Consider the following 16,422-nt stretch of genomic DNA (forward strand, 5'->3'; position numbering starts at 1 on the left):
GGGACCCGGCTCGTGGTCTCCGGGAGGCCGTCGTGACCGTTCCGCTGCGCCCCGGCTGGATGACCCTCGGCTCGCTGAACACCGAGGATCTGCACGGCCGTCCCGGTCCGGCGCGCGCCGCCGCGCTGCGCGCCGCCGCCGACGACCCGCGGCACCGGATGCTGCACCTCACCGACGCCTGCTACGGCGCCCTCTCCGCCGGCGAGGCCAAACACGCCTTGCGCCTGCTCGACGAGCTGGAGAAGGTCGCCGGCGGCCCGGACCGGCATCTGTCCGCCCTGCGCGCGTGGGCCCTCCAGCTCGACGGGAACTGGTACCCCGGCGGCATCGGCGCGGAGACCACCATGGACCCGGCGGGAGCCTTCGTCACGCCGGCGCCCGGCATCCCGGAGACCGAGCTGATCGAGCACCTGGTCGCCGACGGCCCACCGAGCCTGGCGACCGTCCGCGCCGTCACCGAGACCCTGCTGCGCTCCGGCAATGAGACCGCCGCCAGGCAGATGGCGGTGCAGGGCGTGCGGGCCCTGGAGAACCTGGCCCGCCTGGCGAACCGGCTCGGCGCGGTGGCGCTCGGCCACTGGTGCGACATCGCCGGCGCCGACCTGATGCACCGGATCGGCCTCGACGCCGAGGCACGGCACCTGCTGATCCAGGCCCGTACCGCGGTCACCCTGCTCAACCTGCCCGGCCTGGTCGGCGTGACCTACCTGGTGGAGGGCGACTGGTCGGCCACCCCCGGCTCGCACCCGGAGAGCCTCGGCTTCGACCTGGCTCCGCAGCCCGGCCCCAGCCCCGCCCTGGCCCGGCGTGACCCGTACCGCGCCGCCGAGTGCTACACCGCCGCGGCCAGCTGGGCCGCCGGGCTGCCGTTGCCCCGCCTGCACGCCGCCCTGGAGCTGCGGCAGGCGACCCTGGCCTGGTTCGCCGGTGACCGGCCGCGCCGCCGCCGGCACCTGCTCGCCGCCCGCGACGCCTGGACCACCGCCGGCGACACCGCAGGCGTGCAGCTCGCCGCCGTCCACCTGCTGATCGCCGACCTCGACGAGGGACTGTTCGCCGATCACGTGGCGACGCTGAGCCAGGCCGGGCAGCCGCCCGAGCACGGCCCGGTCGCCGGCGTGCTGGCCTGGTCCGCCTCGGTCGGCAGCCGGGCGTGGTGCACCGGGCTGGGCCGGGTGCTGCAACGCGCCGCCGAGCACTGGCAGGCCCGCGGCAGCGTGGCCCGCGCCAGGCTCGGCTACCTGGCCGCGCTACCACTGCTCGGCGCCGATCCGGCGCTGCCCACCCGGCCCGTGGTGACCGCGCTGGCGGCCGTCGAGTCCCGCCACGGCCTCGCCGCGCCGGCACTCACCCGGCTGGAACGGCTCCTGCACTGCCCCGGCCCGGCGGCCGGGCCACCGGAGGTCGCCTGCGCCCAGCAGCTCGAGACGATCCTCGCCATGGTCGACGCGCACCGCGGCCGGATCGGATCGGCCGAGGCGGAGCGCGCCGCTCGTGGCCTGCTGCGCCTGCGCGACCTGTTGCGGGAGATGCTGCCCCGTCTCGGCGGACCGGGCGGCCCGCGAGCCGCGATCGAGGCGATCGCCGTCATCGACGTGCTGGTGCCGCTGGCCCGGTGCGGTCACGCGTCCGATCGAGGGCTGCCGGAGCGGGCCGAGCAGTGGTACCGGGTGGCCCTGGAGGCCGCCGAACGGCCCGGCGCCGCACCGGATCTGCGGCCGCTGGTGCTGGTGGCCGGCGGACGGTACGCCGAGGCGCGGACCGCCCTGACCGAACTTGATCGCGATCGCGCGCTACCCGGCGAGGTGCTCGCGCCGCTCGCCGTACGGGCCGGGGACCTCGCGCCGGCGGCCCTGGCCTTCGCCCGCTCCGGCGGCGCCCAGCGGGCCGGCCGCGGCTGGCACGACGCGCTGACCGCCGCGGAGATCGCCCTCGCGCACGACGACGTGAAAGCCGGACTGGCGCACGCCCGGACCGGCGCCGCCTTCGTCGAGGAGCTGGCCGCCACCCTGCCACGGGACGCGGACCGGGCCGCCGTCTGCGACCAGCCCGGCGTGGCGGCGCTGTACCTGCTCGCCGCGAAGGCGCAGGCCGCGCTGGCGCGTACCGAACACCACCGGGCCGACGCCGCCGACCTGCGCCGGCACTGTTTCGAGACGGCCGGACGCGCGTACGCGCTCACCGTCCCCGCGCGGCCGGCCGGCCCGGACGACACCGAACCGTGGCAGCAGTGGCGCCGGTCCACCGCCGAGTGGACCGAGCACGCTCACCGCCTGCACGCCGCGATCGACACACCCGCCATCCGCGACACCGCGCCGCTGGTGGCCGCGGCGGACGCCGCCGACGCGGCGCTGACCCGCGCCGAGTTCGAGGTGGAACGAAGCCACCCCGGCGCCCTGCTGCGCCGCGCGGCCCCACCGGCACCCTTCGACGTACGCCGGATGCAGAGCCGCCTCGCCCGCGACACCGTGGTCCTGGCCTACCTGACGGCCGGAGCCGAGCTGATGAGCTGGGTGGTGACCAGCGACGACGTCCACGTCCACCACCGGCACGTGGCGGCCGGGCACCTGGCCGCGCTGGCCCGCGGCTGCCACGCCCGCTGCGCCTCCGGGCACGGGCAGGCGACGGAGGCGACCGAGCTCGCCGCACTGCTGCTGCACGACGCGGCGAGCGTGCTGCGCGACCACCGGCGCGTCGTGGTCGTTCCGTCCGGCCCGCTGCGTGTCGTGCCGGTGCACGCGCTGCCGTTCGCCGGCCGGCCGCTCGGCCTGGAGCGGGTGGTCTCGTACGCGCCGAACACGGCACTGCTCACCGCCGAGGACACCACCCTGGACGAGTCGCTCCGCCCGGCCCGGCCGCTGGTCGTGGCCGGCCCGCTTCCCGGCGCCGGTGTCGAGGCCCGGACCGCGGCCGCGATCCTCGGCTGCCCGTCCGGCGAGGTGCTCGACACCACCGGCGACCGGCTGCGCGGGCACGACGTGCTCCTGCTCGCCGCGCCGCTGCCCGAGGGCGGCCTGCCGGCCGACGCCGATCTGGTGGTGCTCTCGCGCTGCGCCTTCGGGCGTACCACGATGACCCTCGGCGACGACGTGGCCGCGGTGACCCGGGATCTCATCCGCGCCGGGGTACGCCGGGTGGTCCTGCCGCTGTGGCCGGTCGACGACATCGTGGCACCCGTGGTGATCGCCCGCTTCCTGCGCGGGGTGACCGAGGGCGTCCCGCCGGCACACGCGCTGGCGGAGGCTCAGCGCTGCGTCGCCCGGGCGAGCGCCGACCAGCTGCGGGCCGAGTACACCGCGATGGGCGGGACACCGGAGCACGAGCTGCCGCTCGGGGGCGACGCCGAGCGGCACTGGGCACCGTTCGTCCTGATCGGACCGTGATCAGCCGCTCACCGCGAACAGCCGGTCGACCTCCTCGGCGACCGGCGCGGACGCGAGCGGGCGCCACGCCGTGAACAGCTCCTGGAAGTACACCCGGTTCTTCTCCAGCACGGCCGGCGCCTGCTCGAAGACGTCGAGCTCGTTGACGATGCTCAGGTCGACGAAGGGCGTCAGCTCCTCGGTGGTCAGCTCCCGGGTCTCGCCGGTGAAGCGGTCGGCGACCTGTTTCGTCTCGGCCAGCCGCTCCCAGGTGCGGTCCCGGTCGCACGACCCGTACAGGTAGACCAGCTCCTCCGCCTCGGCGCCGACCAGGTCGCGCAACGCGCCCCGGTCCTGCCAGAAGACGAGCGCGAGATCGAACCCGTCGGTGCTGTAGGCGGCATGGGTCAGCCCGGCGGTGCACACGTGGTCGCTGTGCCCGAGCTTGCCGAGCCGTTCCTCGACCCGGCACAGGTGGGCGTAAAGGGTGCCGCCCGGGTGCCGGACCGTGTCGGCTCCACGTTGCTGTAACCAATCACGCACGTCAGTGCTCATATCCAGCAACCTATTGGCCACCTTGGACGGCTCGCCGCCCCGCAGGGTGCGCTGTTCGTCACAGCCCGTGCCGAAACGTGCGGGCGGCGGACGTGAAACAGTGACCGTCGTGCCGGACAGGTACCGGGTGTGCGGACGATGAAGCCAGACCGAGAAGGGCGCTTCCGGGCGCTCTACGCCGACAACCACGCCGACGTGCTTCGTTTCGCCCGGCGCCGGGTCCATCCCAGCCATGCCGAGGACGTGGTGGCCGATGCCTTCCTGGTGGCCTGGCGCCGCCTGGAGGAGGCACCGCCGCGGGCCGGCGACGCGCGTGCCTGGCTCTTCGGCATCGCGCGGAACTGTCTGCTCAACACCAACCGGGGCCTCGGACGGCAGGACACCCTGGCGGTCCGGATCGCCGAGGCCGCACCGCCCGCCGAGACCGGTGCGGCCGAGGACGAGGCCGCCGCCCAGCGGCTGGACCTGGCCGCCGCCTGGAAACGGCTGACCGCCGGTGAGCAGGAGGCGCTGGCGCTGACCGTTTTCGACAATCTCACCTCACCGCAGGCCGGCCGCGTGCTGGGGATCACCGCCGCGTCGTACCGGCTGCGGCTGTTGCGTGCCCGTCGCGCCCTGCGCGGTCACCTCCACCAGGCCGAGACGAGCCCGGCCGGCTCGCTGGCCGCCCTTGGCTTCGACACCATGGAGAACCCGTCGTGAGCGATCTTGACGCAACCCTGCGCACGCTGGACGCCGCCGGCCCGCTGACCGCCGAGGACCACGAACGCGCGGCCGCCACCTTGGACCGGATCGTGGCCACCTCGTTCGACCGGCCCGCACCGGCCCGCCGTCCCAGGCGCCGCCTGCTCGTCGCCGCGGTGGCCGCCGTCGCCGCCGCGGCCGGAGCGGCGATCATCCTGCCCGGCAACCTCGGCGCCGGCCGGGCGTACGCCTCCTGGACGCCGGTGCCGACCGCCCTGACCGACGCCGAGATCGACCTGGTCGGACCGGAGTGCCGGGACGGCCTGAAGGACGGTTCCCTGGACATCGAGCGGGCGAAGCTGGTGCTCGCCGAACGGCGCGGCGAGTACGTCGCCATGCTCTACCGCACCGACGACCCGGACGTGTCCGGTTCCTGCCTGGCGCACAACGTTCCCGGCGACGACGACGTGGACGATGTGAAATGGGGCGTCGGCGGCAGTTCCGGGCCGTCCCAGATCGCGCCGGCCGGCCAGTACATGGAGGGCGCCATCGCCGACTTCAAGGAGGCCTCCATCACCGACGGCGCGGTCGGCCCCGACGTCACCGGCGTGACCATCCGGACCGGTGACCTCGCCGTCCAGGCGACGGTGCGCAACGGCCGCTACGTGGTCTGGTGGCCGTGCCCGGCCTTCGAATGGGCCGACAAGACGCACCTCCGGGAGATCTTCACGGTCGACCTCACCTTGCGCGACGGCACCATCATTCCGGCGGCCAAGCCGTGGCGGCCGCGCTGAGCAGACGACACACCTCGGGGGTGGTGGGCGCGGCTCCGGCCGCGCCCACCGGTGTTTGGCGGGCTGAAGGTTCGGAAAGGCTACGCTCCCGATCGACGTTCGTGATGGAAGGACCCAGCCCGTGATGGCTCTGCTGCTCGACCTCGCCAACATCTTCGGCGGTCTGCTGCTGGCGATACCGCTGCTGCGCCGGCTGCCGTCGGTCGGCGACAACATCGGCCGGTTCGCCGACCGGATCGCCCGCTGGGCCTGGCTGATCGGCGTGGTGGCGCTGGTCGCCGGTGGTTACTACCTGATCGTGCACCTGACCTCCGGACCGCACCTGTTCCACTTCGAGGTGGTCGGCATCGGTGTCGGGCTCGCGCTGCTCTGGGACCGGATCACCGGTCGCAAGCCGCTCGACGGAGCCACGCGGGACGAGCCGTCCGGACGGGCCCTGCTGCTGGCGATCTTCGGTGTGATCGCGATCGTGGTGGGCGTCCAGGGCCTCTTCACGCCTAATTGACAGGCCCGCCGTGGGAGCGCTCCAATTTTATTGAATGGGACTTCGCGTAGAAAAAGAATTATCGGCCCTGGTGTCCGGACCGCCGTCTCAAAGCGCGCCCGACCCGTTGAAAATCGCATCACGAAAGTTCAAAGATCCCTTGGCGAGCGGGGGGCGATTCCCCGCCGTAATCCGTTCGACAAGGGAGCAGCATTGTCCTCCAGGACCCGAATCCGGCGCGGTCCGGCCGTGGTGAGCGCGCTCGCCGCAGCCGCCCTGACCGCCGCCGGCATCACCCTCATCCCGTCCGCGAACGCCGCAACCACCGCCTTCCCGAAGGGCCCGGCCCCCAGCAACAGCAGCATCGAAGCGGTTCGAGGACCGTTCGCCACCGCGCAGTCCAGCGTCTCCCGAGCCACCGTGTCCGGCTTCGGTGGTGGCGACATCTACTACCCCACCGACACCAGCAGCGGCACGTTCGGCGCGGTGGTCATCGCGCCCGGCTACACCGCTTCCAAGTCGAGCATGGCCTGGATCGCCCCGCGGATCGCCTCGCAGGGCTTCGTGGTCTTCAACATCGACACGCTGACCACGTCGGACCAGCCGGCCAGCCGCGGGCGGCAACTGCTCGCCGCCGCCGACTACCTGACCGGTCGCAGCAGCGTGCGGACCCGCATCGACGCCACCCGCGTCGCGGTGGTGGGTCACTCGATGGGCGGAGGCGGCACCCTGGAGGCCGCCGCCAGCCGCCCGTCACTACAGGCAGCGATCCCGCTGACCCCGTGGAACCTGACCAAGTCGTGGAGCCGCAACACCGTGCCGACGCTCATCGTCGGCGCGGAGAACGACTCGATCGCGTCGGTCCGGAGCCACTCCGAACCGTTCTACGACAGCCTGCCGGCCGCGCCGGGCAAGGCGTACCTCGAGCTGAACAACGCCAGCCACTTCGCGCCGAACAGCTCGAACACCACGATTGCCAAGTTCAGCATCGCCTGGCTGAAGCTCTTCGTCGACAACGACACCCGCTACCAGCAGTTCGTCTGCCCCGGGCCGGGCACCGGGCTCGCCGTCCAGGAGTACCGCAACACCTGCGCCAACTTCGCCGTCTGAGGTGACTGACCGGGATGGCGGCGCCGCCGTCATCCCGGCAGCAGCGCCCGCAGCGCGGGTTCGGCCAGGTCGAACTCGACGTCCGCCACGCCGAGCAACTCGCTGTACATGACCGATCCGAGCAGCCGGACATAAAGGTACGCGCGCCGGCGCAGATCGTCCTCGTCCCCGGTGAGGCCCGACTCGCGGAAGATCTCCAGCTGCGCCTCCACGCCCCGGTGCTGGAGATCAGTGGCCGGAGTGACCAGCAGTCGCGCCGCGGCCTGCGGCTCGGCCGCCACGAACTGCCGCAGCTGCTGAGCCGAGAACATCAGCTCCACGAACACCCGGGAAACCTCGATGACCCGGTCCGGGCCGGTGGTGGTGGCCTCTCCGCGAGCCTCGTCCAGGAGCAGCCGCGCGAGTGCCCAGAAGACCTCGCCGAGCAGCGCGTCGCGGCTGCCGACCGCCCGATAAAGCGTGGCACGACTGATGGACAATTCACCGGCCAGCGCCTCCATGTCCAATCCGGAATGATGCAGGTAATGCATCACGGCACCGCGCAGCAACACATCCGGTGCGATTACACGCCGGCTCTCAGGCAAGGCACACCCCCATTCGCCGCGTCGCGCCCGGAAAACAACTACCCGGCGGCGAGCTCCCCATTCCTGCCCGATTTCTGGTACGGCCAGACGTCGCCGCCGGATCAACCGGGGCCTTGACATCGATGAGGACGCATGTCCATGTTTACGTAAACAACTCGTCGATGAGGGGCCGTCCATGATCGTCCGACTCGCCACGACGCTGCTCCTGGCGGCGCTCACGGCAACACCGGCCACGGCCGCTCCCCCGGAAACCACCGCCGCCGCCGCCGGGGTCACCGTCACCATCGACCCGTCCTATCAGCAGCCCGAGTTCCAGGGCTGGGGCACCAGCCTGGTCTGGATGGCCGAGGCCACCGGCGACTACCCGGACGAGATCCGGGAACGCCTCGTCGACCTGGTCTTCGGCCCGGACGGCCTGAACCTGAACATCGCGCGCTTCAACATCGGCGGCGGCAACGCTCCGACGGTGCGCGACTATCTGCGCCCGGGCGGCGCCGTGCCCGGCTTCTGGAACGCCCCGCAGGCGTACCGGCCGCAGGACAAACAGTGGTGGAACCCGGAGGACCCGGCGCACTGGAACTTCGACGCCGACCCGGCCCAGCGCTGGTGGGTCGACCGGATCAAGGACCGGATCACCCGCTGGGAGGCGTTCAGCAACTCCCCGCCGTACTTCCAGACGGTCAGCGGGTACGTCAGCGGCGGCTTCGACCCGAACACCGACCAGATCCGCGCCGACCGGGTCGACCAGTTTGCCGAGTACCTGGTCCGGGTCACCGAGCACCTGGAGGAAGCGCACGGGATCGACTTCGACACGATCGACCCGCTGAACGAGCCGAACACCGACTACTGGCGTACCACGCTCGGCGCGGACGGGCAGCCCACCGGCGGCCGGCAGGAGGGCGCGCACGCCGGACCGGCGTTGCAGGCCCAGGTGGTGACCGCGCTGAAGAACCGCCTCGCGACCGCCTCCACCGACGCCCAGGTGTCGGCGCCGGACGAGACCAACCCGGGCACCTTCGTCACCGACTGGTACGGCTACCCGCAGGCCGCCCAGGACGCGGTCGCCCAGCTCAACGTGCACACGTACGGCACCGGCCAGCGCACCGCGGCACGGGACGTGGCCAAGGCCGAGCAGCGCCCGCTGTGGATGAGCGAGGTCGAGGGAAGCTGGGGCAACGACTACACGAGCATGGACTCGGGCCTCGGCATGGCCCAGCGGATCATCGACGACATCCGCGAGCTGGAGCCGTCGGCCTGGGCGCTGTGGCAGCCGATCGAGGATGCCGACAACATGGTGGCCGAGGGCAACCTGCAGTGGGGCTCGATTCACGTTCCGTTCGATTGCGACGAGAGCGATGATCTGACGACCTGCCCGATCCGGACCAACACCAAGTTCGACACTATCCGGAACTTCACCCACTACATCCGGCCGGGCGATCGGATGGTGAAGGTCAGCGACACCGCCACCACCGCCGCGATCCGGGCCGATGGCAGGGGCGCGACCGCGGTGCACGCCAACCAGACCGCATCTGATCGGGTCGTCACGCTGGACCTGTCGAAGTTCGGCCGGATCTCCCGGAACGCCACGGTCACCCCGGTCGTGACAAGCGCGGCGGGCAAGCTGGTCGAGAAGGCCGCGGTCCGGGTGCGCGACGGGCGGGCGGCGATCACCGTGCCGGCCCAGTCGGTCACCACCCTCCTGATCGACGGGGTGTCCGGGACAGCCGCGGGACACGTGCGGAACGGTCACGCGTACCGGATCGAAGGGGTGCAGAGTGGCCGGTCGCTCGCGCCGGCCGGCGGCGGCGCCGCCATCCGGACCACCGACCCGGCCGCGGCCGACCAGCTGTGGACGTTCCGCGCGCTGGGTGACGGGCTGAGCAACCGTGAGCGGTACGCGATCAGCAACGCCGGCACCGGTCAGCGGCTCGCGGTCCGGGGCGGTGCGGTGGTCGTCGAGGACGCCGCGGCAGGGCTGGACGAGGGCGCGCAGTGGGTGCTCTCGACCACCGGTGACGGCACCTACACGCTGATCAACGTGGCGGCGCGGCGGCTGGTCGACGTGCCTGGCCAGGCCACCGCCGACGGTAGCCGGGTGGGCCTCTACCAGCCGACGTCCGGGTCCAATCAGCGCTGGGCGGTACGCGACGAGACCGTGCTGCGGAGTGAGGTCGTTTCGGCGTACACCATCCCGGGTCTCGTTCCTGAATTGCCGGAAACCGTGACCGCCATCCTGGCCGGCGGTGGCCGGGCGACCTTGCCGGTCACCTGGCGGCTGCCGCCGGAACGGCGGTGGAAGAAGCCTGGAACCGTGACTGTCCGTGGCACCGCGACCGACGTCCTCGGTCGGCCGGTCGCTGCCGAAGCGCGCGTCGTCGTGGACGTCTTCACCAGGACCAGGCCGGCGCACGCGACGACCTATGCCGGCGGCGAACCGGTGCTGCCGGCCACGGTGACCGGGCTGGGCCGGCACGGCGGCCGCGCCGAACTGCCGGTGACCTGGGATGCCGCACCGCCCGGCGCGTTCGACGCGGTCGGCGTGGTGACGCTGACCGGCACCGCGACCGTGGTGGGCGGCACGACCGTTCCGGCGACGGTCCGGGTGCGGGTCACCGAGGCGGTCGAGGGTGGCGCCGAGATCTCGTCGGTCACCGCGTCCTTCACCGAGAGTGGCTACTCGGCGGCCGGCCTGGCCAACGGCGACACCACCGACAAGGCCTGGTCGAACTGGAAGCCGAACGACCGCAACCCGTCCGACACGATCACCGTCCGGCTGTCCGGCGTGCGTGACGTGACCCGGGTGGTGACCCACTTCTACCGGGACAACGCGGCTGGTGGCGGCCTCCCGCAGAGCCTGCGGGTGGGTCTTCCGGCAGCCGACGGCACCTGCGCCGGCGGCACCGAGGTGCCGGTGGGCACGGCGAGCCCACTCGCCGTCTCCGCGGCGGTCGGCAGCCGCACCGACACGGTCTGCGTGGTGTTGACCGCGGTGCCGAACGGCTACCTGACCGTCGCGGAGATCGAGGTCCTGGCCAAGGAGCCCGCGCGGTCAAGGTCTGGTAGGTGACGGTTCAGGAGCGGCCGTTGCGGCAGTCGCGCGGTGAGCCGCGCGCCGCCCGGGGCGGCGGCCATCGTCCGGAACGGACTAGTCCGGCCGGGGAATCAGCAGGTGGCGGTTGAACGCCTCGGCGACGGCGGCGGCGCGGTCCGCGACACCCAGCTTGGCGTAGACGTTGAGCAGGTGGCTCTTGACCGTGGCCTCGGTGATGAACAGCCGCGCCGCCACCTCGCGGTTGGTGTTCCCGGCCGCGACCAGTTCGAGGACCTCGAGTTCGCGCTGGCTGAGCAGCTGCGGCGCGGGTGTGCGGACCCGGTTGACCAGCCGGGCCGCCACCGCCGGGGAGAGCACGGTCTCGCCCTTCGCCGCGGCCCGGGCGCCGCGCAGCAGCTCCTCCCGGAGGGCGTCCTTGAGCAGGTAGCCGGTGGCGCCCGCCTCGATCGCCGGCAGCACGTGGCTGTCGTTGTCGTACGTGGTCAGCACCAGCACCCGGGCGCCGACGCCGAGCCGGGCCAGCTCTTTGATGGCGGTCAGCCCGTCCATGCCCGGCATGCGGAGGTCCATCAGGATCAGGTCGGGATGCAGCGCCTGCGCCATCCGGACCACCTCGGCGCCGTCGGCGGCCACGCCCAGCACCTCGAACCCGGGTGCGGAGGCGTACATGCTGCTCAGCCCGTCCCGGACGATCGGATGGTCATCGGCGATGAGCAGCCGGATCGGCTGATCGGTCATCGGTCGCTCCTCGTCGGCTGGAGGGGGACGCACGCCGAGATCCCGGTCCCGGCGCCCGGTTCGGACTCGATCCGCAGCGTCCCGGAGAGCGCTTCGACCCGCTGCCGCATGATGGTAAGGCCGAACCCGCCGGGGCCGTCCGGCGAAAGATCGGCGGAGTCGAAGCCGCGGCCGTCGTCCAGTACGTCCAGCGCCACCTCGTCCTCCAGGTAGGACAGGGTCACTCCGACCCTGGTCGCCTCCGCGTGCCGGGCGATGTTGGCCAGCGCCTCCTGTGCCGTCCGGAGCAGCGCGAACTCGGCCTCCGGCGGCATCGGCCGTGGGGTTCCGGTGGTCGTGACCCGTACCGGCAGTCCCTGTATCGCCGACCAGCGATCGGCGACCTCGGTAAGCGCGTCGCCGAGGTGCGCGGTCTCCAGCGACTCGGGCCGCAGCGCGTCGACCGAGCGCCGCGCCTCGACCAGGCTCTGCCGGGCCAGCCCCTTCGCGGCCTCGAAGTGCCGCCGCCACGGATCGGGGATCTCCCGGGCCTGCTCGGCGGCCTGCAACTGGGCGATGATCCCGGTGAGTCCCTGTGCCACGGTGTCGTGGATCTCGCGGGCCATCCGCCGGCGCTCCTCCAGGACCCCGGTCTCCTTCGCCTGGGCGAGCAGCCGGTTCTGCAATCCGGCGTTCTCGGCGGCGGCGGCTTCCAGCTGATGGTTGGCCCGGCTCAGATCGGCCAGGGCGGTGCCGAGCTCGATCCGCTGGCGCTCGTCGAGGTGGAGCACCCAGGCCATGCCGGTCATGACGACGATGTTGAACACCACGATGGCCGCGTAGATTGCGAGGCCGGCGGCGTCCTTGTCGAAGCTCGACGCCTGCGCGGTCGCGGCCACGACCGCCATGACGGTGATCGCCGGCAGCCGCCACGGCCAGGGCAGGATCGCGAACGCGTGGATGTAGGCGACCGTGGTGAACAACCCGAACATCGGGTCCCGCAGCACCAGGACCAGGGTCAGCCACGCCAGCCCGACGAAGAACACCGCCATCGGCAGGAGCCGGTCCCACGACTCGGGGCGCAGGGTGAACATCCCCAGCATCCAGGCCGCGGTTGTCGCGCACAGGCCGAGGTTGACTGCCAGTTCGGTGCCGCTCTTCGTGATCACCGTGTAGGCGGTCAGGGCGGCCAGCAAACCGTACGGCACCGCGGTCACGAGCTGCCACGGCGGCCGCGGGGTTTCGCTGCTCATGGATCGCACCCTATTCCCAGCGGAACCAGCGGATCGACGCAGCTGAGCAGACCACCGCGTACGCCAGCAGGATCAGCACCGGCTGCCAGCCCGGGAAGCCGCCCTCGTACGCGTCCTGGAACGCCCGCGCCCCCGCGCCGAGCGGAGAGGCGTGGCTGATCTCGCGCAGCACCGGAGGCATCTCGGAGATCGGCACCCAGAGCCCGGCGAGGAACATCATCGGGAAGTACAGCACCGTGCCGATCGACGTGGCGAGCCCGCGCCCGGGTGCGAGCGCGGTGATCAGCAGGCCGATCGAGAGCAGCGCGGCCGTCACGAGCAGCCAGGCGGCAGTGAAGCCGGCGACGTTGTCCGGCAGCCGTGCCCCGAACACGGTCCAGGCGACGGCGAGGAAGAGCACGACCGCGACGACCGCGATGGCCAGGTTCGCGACGAGCTGGGCGGCGAGCACCCGGGCCGGCCCGGCCGGCGTGGTCTGCAGGCGTCTCAGCACGCCGTTCTCCCGATAGCCGGCGAGTGTGTTCGGCAGCGCGATCAGGGCCAGCATCGCCACGTTGAACATGATGATGATGGGCACGTAGATCTCGAAGACGGTCAGCCCGCCGGCGGACTCCACGGTCTCCCGCATGAAGGGGACGTTGCCGAGGATGATCAGCAGGATCAGGGGGAAGGCGACGCCCCAGATCGGGCCGACCTTCTCGCGTATCGACAGTCTGGTCTCGACGATGACGAGGCTGGACATGGTGGGTGTTCCTCTCTACTGCTTGCGGAGGAGGGAGACGTACGCGTCCTCGAGGCTCGCCTGCTCGACGCGCAGCAGTTCGGCCGTGATGTCGTTGCGGGCCAGGACCGCGGTGACCGCGGCGACCACGTTCGCGGTGCCGTCGACGACGACGAAGCCGCCGCGGTGCTCGACGCGTTTGACGTCGGACAGCACCGTCAGGAGCGCGTCGTCGAAGGGGCGAGACGGCCGGAACCGGAGGCGCTGGTCGATGCCGGCCCGCTCGGTCAGACCGGCCGGGGTGTCGACCGTGACGACCCGGCCGGCGTCGATCAGGGCGATCCGGTCGCAGAGCCGCTCGGCCTCCTCCATGAAGTGGGTGACCAGCACGATCGTGACGCCGCGGGCGCGTACGCCCTCGATCAGTTCCCAGGTGTCACGCCGCGCCTGCGGGTCCAGTCCGGTGGTGAGTTCGTCGAGGATCGCGATCCGCGGGTTGCCCACCAGCGCGAGGGCGATCGAGAGGCGCTGCTTCTGCCCGCCGGAGAGCTTCGAATAGCGTGCCTTCGCTTTCGGGGTCAGGCCGAGGGATTCCATCAACTCGCGCCAGTCGGCCGGGTCGGGATAGAACGAGCTGTAGAGCTCCAGCGCCTCGGCGACCCGTAGCTGGTCGGGCAGTTGACCGGTCTGCAGCTGAACGCCGAGCGCCCGGGTCACCTCGGCCCGGTCCCGGAGCGGGTCGTGTCCGAGGACCTCGATCTCGCCCCGGTCCGGTACGCGGATACCGGCCACGCACTCCACGGTCGTGGTCTTGCCGGCGCCGTTCGGGCCGAGGATGCCGAAGATCTCTCCGGGTTCGATGCTGAGCGAGACGTCGTCGACCGCGACGGTGTCTCCGTAACGCTTGTGCAGGTTGCGGACCTCAATGACGGCTGACATGCGATTCATCGTTTCGCCGCGCGAGCGCGGCCTGCAGTCACCAGAAGACGGGCCCGAACCAACCGATCGGTGGGTTCAAAACTGTACCGACCAGTCGGTACAGTATCGAAGTGACCACAACCCTGCCTCAGACCGGCCGCCGTCGCTGGGCCGCGCTCGGCGTGCTCTCCGCGGCCGTGCTGCTGCTGTCGATCGACGGGACCGTCCTGGCGCTCGCGGTGCCGTCGCTGACCGAGGCCCTGTCGCCGACCGCCGAGCAGATCATCTGGATCGGCGACATCTACTCGCTCGCGCTGGCCGGCCTGCTCGCCCTGATGGGCAACCTCGCCGACCGGCTCGGCCGCAAGCGCGTCCTGCTCACCGGCTCGGTGCTGTTCGGCCTGGTGTCGCTGCTCGCGGCATTCGCCACAAGCGCCGAGCAGCTGATCGCGGCACGCCTGCTGCTCGGCGTCGCGGGCGCCACCCTGATGCCCTCGACGCTCTCGCTGATCCGCAACATCTTCCCGGACGACGCCGAGCGCACCCGGGCCGTCGCCGTCTGGTCGGCCGCGTTCGGCGCCGGATCCGCGGCCGGCCCGATGGTCGGCGGATTCCTGCTGGAGCACTTCTGGTGGGGCTCGGTCTTCCTGATCAACGTGCCGGTCATGCTGGCCGTCGTCATCTCCGGCATCGTCCTGCTGCCCGAGTCCCGCGACCCGAGCCCCGGCCGCTTTGACCTCGCCTCCGCCGCTCTGTCCATGCTCGCCGTCGTCCCGATCGTCTACTCGATCACCCACCTGGCGACCGGCGGCATCAGCCCGCTGTTCCTGGTCGGTGCCGTCGCCGGGGTGCTCTTCGTCCGCCGCCAGCGCCGCCTGGCCAACCCGATGCTCGACGTCGACCTGTTCCGCAGCCCGGCTTTCTCCGGTGCCGTCGCGGCCAACGTGATCGCCATCTTCGCCCTGGTCGGCCTGCTCTTCTTCTTCTCTCAGTACCTTCAGTTCGCCCGCGGCTTCAGCCCGCTGGAGGCCGGCCTGGCCGAGCTCCCGGCGACGCTCGCCTCGATCGTGGTGGTCGGCCTGGTCGGTGTGGCGATCCGGCGGCTGGGCCGGGGGCGCGCGATCGCCGTCTCGCTCGCGCTCGCCGCGGCGGGTCTCGCTCTGGTGGCGCCTGCGGCGGGCCAGTCCTGGTACGGGTGGCTCGCGCTCTGCCTCGTACCGGTCGGGCTCGGTGTCGGCCTGGCCATGACCCTGGCCGGTGACGCGATCATCTCCGCCGCGCCGCCTCGCAAAGCGGGGTCGGTTTCGGCGGTCACCGAGACCGCCAACGAACTCGGCGTCGTCCTCGGCATCGCCGTGCTCGGCTCGATGATCACCGCGCTCTACCGCTCGAACCTCGTGCTGCCCGCATCCGCGCCCGCCGAGGCGACGGATTCACTCGGTATGGCGTTGCAGGTCCTCGACCCGGCGCTCACCGGGATCGCCAAGGAGGCGTTCGTGTCCGCCATGCAGACCACGTCGCTGGTCGCAGCCGGCTGCACGCTCGTGGCGGGCGTGGTGGCGTGGCGACTGATTCCGTCTCGATAGCCTCTGCGAATGGGACGAACAGCCGGCCGCTCACCGCAGGACACCCGGCGGGCGCTCCTCGACGCGGCGGGTGAGGCCATCCGTACGCGCGGGGTCAACGCCACCCTCGACGAGATCGCACGGCACGCCGGTGTCTCCAAGGGCGGCCTGATCTATCACTTCGCCAGCAAGGACGAGCTGATCCTGGAACTCGCCAGGGACCTGCTGGCGTCATTCCGGGCCCAGGTGGAGAACCGGCTCGACCCGGCGGACACCGAGCCCGGCCGGCTCACCCGGGCGTACGTGCGGGCCCTGCTCGCCCCCACCGAGGACGAGGTCGTGGCTCGCAAGTCGATGGCCCTGATCACCCAGCTGATGACCATCCCGGCGGTGGCCGAGCTGGTCGACGCCGACACCCGGCAGCTCAACGCCGAACTGCACGCCGACGGCCTGCCGCCCGACGTGATGACCCTGGTGACCGCCACCGCCGACGGGGTGAGCAGCGCACCGCTGTGGGGTGAGTCCTCGACCGGGCCGGAGATCCGGCAGCTCGAACGGCGCCTGATCCAGCTGACCCGGCAGCCCGGCCTGTGGCAAGAGCTGCCCTGGGAGGAATGACCCTT

At 72.0% G+C, this 16,422-nt stretch carries 14 protein-coding genes; 8 read left to right on the top strand and 6 right to left on the bottom strand.

Features of this window, described 5'->3' with window-relative positions:
- Positions 1-32: 32 nt before the first annotated feature.
- Positions 33-3,383 carry a CHAT domain-containing protein gene (locus tag I4J89_RS51565; protein WP_196416042.1) on the top strand — a complete coding sequence of 1,117 codons (3,351 nt, stop codon included), beginning with the start codon at positions 33-35 and terminating at the stop codon, positions 3,381-3,383.
- Here I4J89_RS51565 and I4J89_RS22750 read toward each other — a convergent pair whose 3' ends face one another.
- On the bottom strand, positions 3,384-3,917 hold the full coding sequence (locus I4J89_RS22750; protein WP_309238427.1) for a DUF6817 domain-containing protein: 534 nt from the start codon (positions 3,915-3,917) through the stop codon (positions 3,384-3,386).
- Positions 3,918-4,055: 138 nt separating this feature from the next.
- Here I4J89_RS22750 and I4J89_RS22755 point away from each other — a divergent pair, with 138 nt between their 5' ends.
- From I4J89_RS22755 to I4J89_RS22770, 4 genes are all read left to right on the top strand, one after another.
- A complete protein-coding gene (locus tag I4J89_RS22755; protein WP_196416043.1) occupies positions 4,056-4,619 on the top strand; it encodes an RNA polymerase sigma factor in 564 nt (187 codons plus the stop codon).
- Positions 4,616-5,395, top strand: coding sequence for a hypothetical protein (locus I4J89_RS22760; RefSeq protein ID WP_196416044.1), 780 nt, complete (start codon positions 4,616-4,618; stop codon positions 5,393-5,395). The genes I4J89_RS22755 and I4J89_RS22760 overlap by 4 nt, the downstream gene beginning before the upstream one ends.
- A 124-nt stretch (positions 5,396-5,519) precedes the next feature.
- On the top strand, positions 5,520-5,900 hold the full coding sequence (locus I4J89_RS22765) for a hypothetical protein (RefSeq protein WP_196416103.1): 381 nt from the start codon (positions 5,520-5,522) through the stop codon (positions 5,898-5,900).
- Positions 5,901-6,092: 192 nt separating this feature from the next.
- A complete protein-coding gene (locus tag I4J89_RS22770; protein ID WP_196416045.1) occupies positions 6,093-6,989 on the top strand; it encodes an alpha/beta hydrolase family protein in 897 nt (298 codons plus the stop codon).
- 29 nt (positions 6,990-7,018) lie between these two features.
- On the opposite strand, the gene I4J89_RS22775 is transcribed toward I4J89_RS22770, so the two are convergent.
- Positions 7,019-7,519 (bottom strand): QsdR family transcriptional regulator, encoded by a 501-nt coding sequence (locus I4J89_RS22775; RefSeq protein ID WP_196416046.1) that lies wholly within the window; start codon positions 7,517-7,519, stop codon positions 7,019-7,021.
- A gap of 229 nt (positions 7,520-7,748) precedes the next feature.
- Between I4J89_RS22775 and I4J89_RS22780 the strand changes: the two genes are divergently transcribed.
- The gene (locus I4J89_RS22780) at positions 7,749-10,640 is read left to right on the top strand and encodes a glycoside hydrolase (protein WP_196416047.1); all 2,892 of its coding nucleotides are present in this window, start codon (positions 7,749-7,751) and stop codon (positions 10,638-10,640) included.
- 78 nt (positions 10,641-10,718) lie between these two features.
- On the opposite strand, the gene I4J89_RS22785 is transcribed toward I4J89_RS22780, so the two are convergent.
- Genes I4J89_RS22785 through I4J89_RS22800 form a run of 4 tightly spaced genes read right to left on the bottom strand, consistent with a single transcriptional unit; the run spans position 10,719 to position 14,255 of the window.
- Entirely contained in the window at positions 10,719-11,363 is a 645-nt protein-coding gene (locus tag I4J89_RS22785) for a response regulator (protein WP_196416048.1), read from the bottom strand.
- Positions 11,360-12,595 (bottom strand): sensor histidine kinase, encoded by a 1,236-nt coding sequence (locus tag I4J89_RS22790; protein ID WP_196416049.1) that lies wholly within the window; start codon positions 12,593-12,595, stop codon positions 11,360-11,362. Before I4J89_RS22790 ends, I4J89_RS22785 begins: the two co-directional genes overlap by 4 nt.
- A 10-nt stretch (positions 12,596-12,605) precedes the next feature.
- The gene (locus I4J89_RS22795; RefSeq protein WP_196416050.1) at positions 12,606-13,337 is read right to left on the bottom strand and encodes an ABC transporter permease; all 732 of its coding nucleotides are present in this window, start codon (positions 13,335-13,337) and stop codon (positions 12,606-12,608) included.
- Between the two features lie 15 nt (positions 13,338-13,352).
- The gene (locus I4J89_RS22800) at positions 13,353-14,255 is read right to left on the bottom strand and encodes an ABC transporter ATP-binding protein (protein WP_196416051.1); all 903 of its coding nucleotides are present in this window, start codon (positions 14,253-14,255) and stop codon (positions 13,353-13,355) included.
- Positions 14,256-14,365: 110 nt separating this feature from the next.
- Between I4J89_RS22800 and I4J89_RS22805 the strand changes: the two genes are divergently transcribed.
- Positions 14,366-15,820: an MFS transporter gene (locus tag I4J89_RS22805; protein WP_309238428.1), complete on the top strand. Its 1,455-nt coding sequence runs from the start codon at positions 14,366-14,368 to the stop codon at positions 15,818-15,820.
- 9 nt (positions 15,821-15,829) lie between these two features.
- Entirely contained in the window at positions 15,830-16,417 is a 588-nt protein-coding gene (locus I4J89_RS22810) for a TetR/AcrR family transcriptional regulator (RefSeq protein ID WP_196416052.1), read from the top strand.
- Positions 16,418-16,422 lie beyond the last annotated feature (5 nt).

The organism is Actinoplanes aureus, from assembly GCF_015704865.1.
In the GTDB taxonomy this organism is placed as follows: Bacteria; Actinomycetota; Actinomycetes; order Mycobacteriales; family Micromonosporaceae; genus Actinoplanes; species Actinoplanes aureus.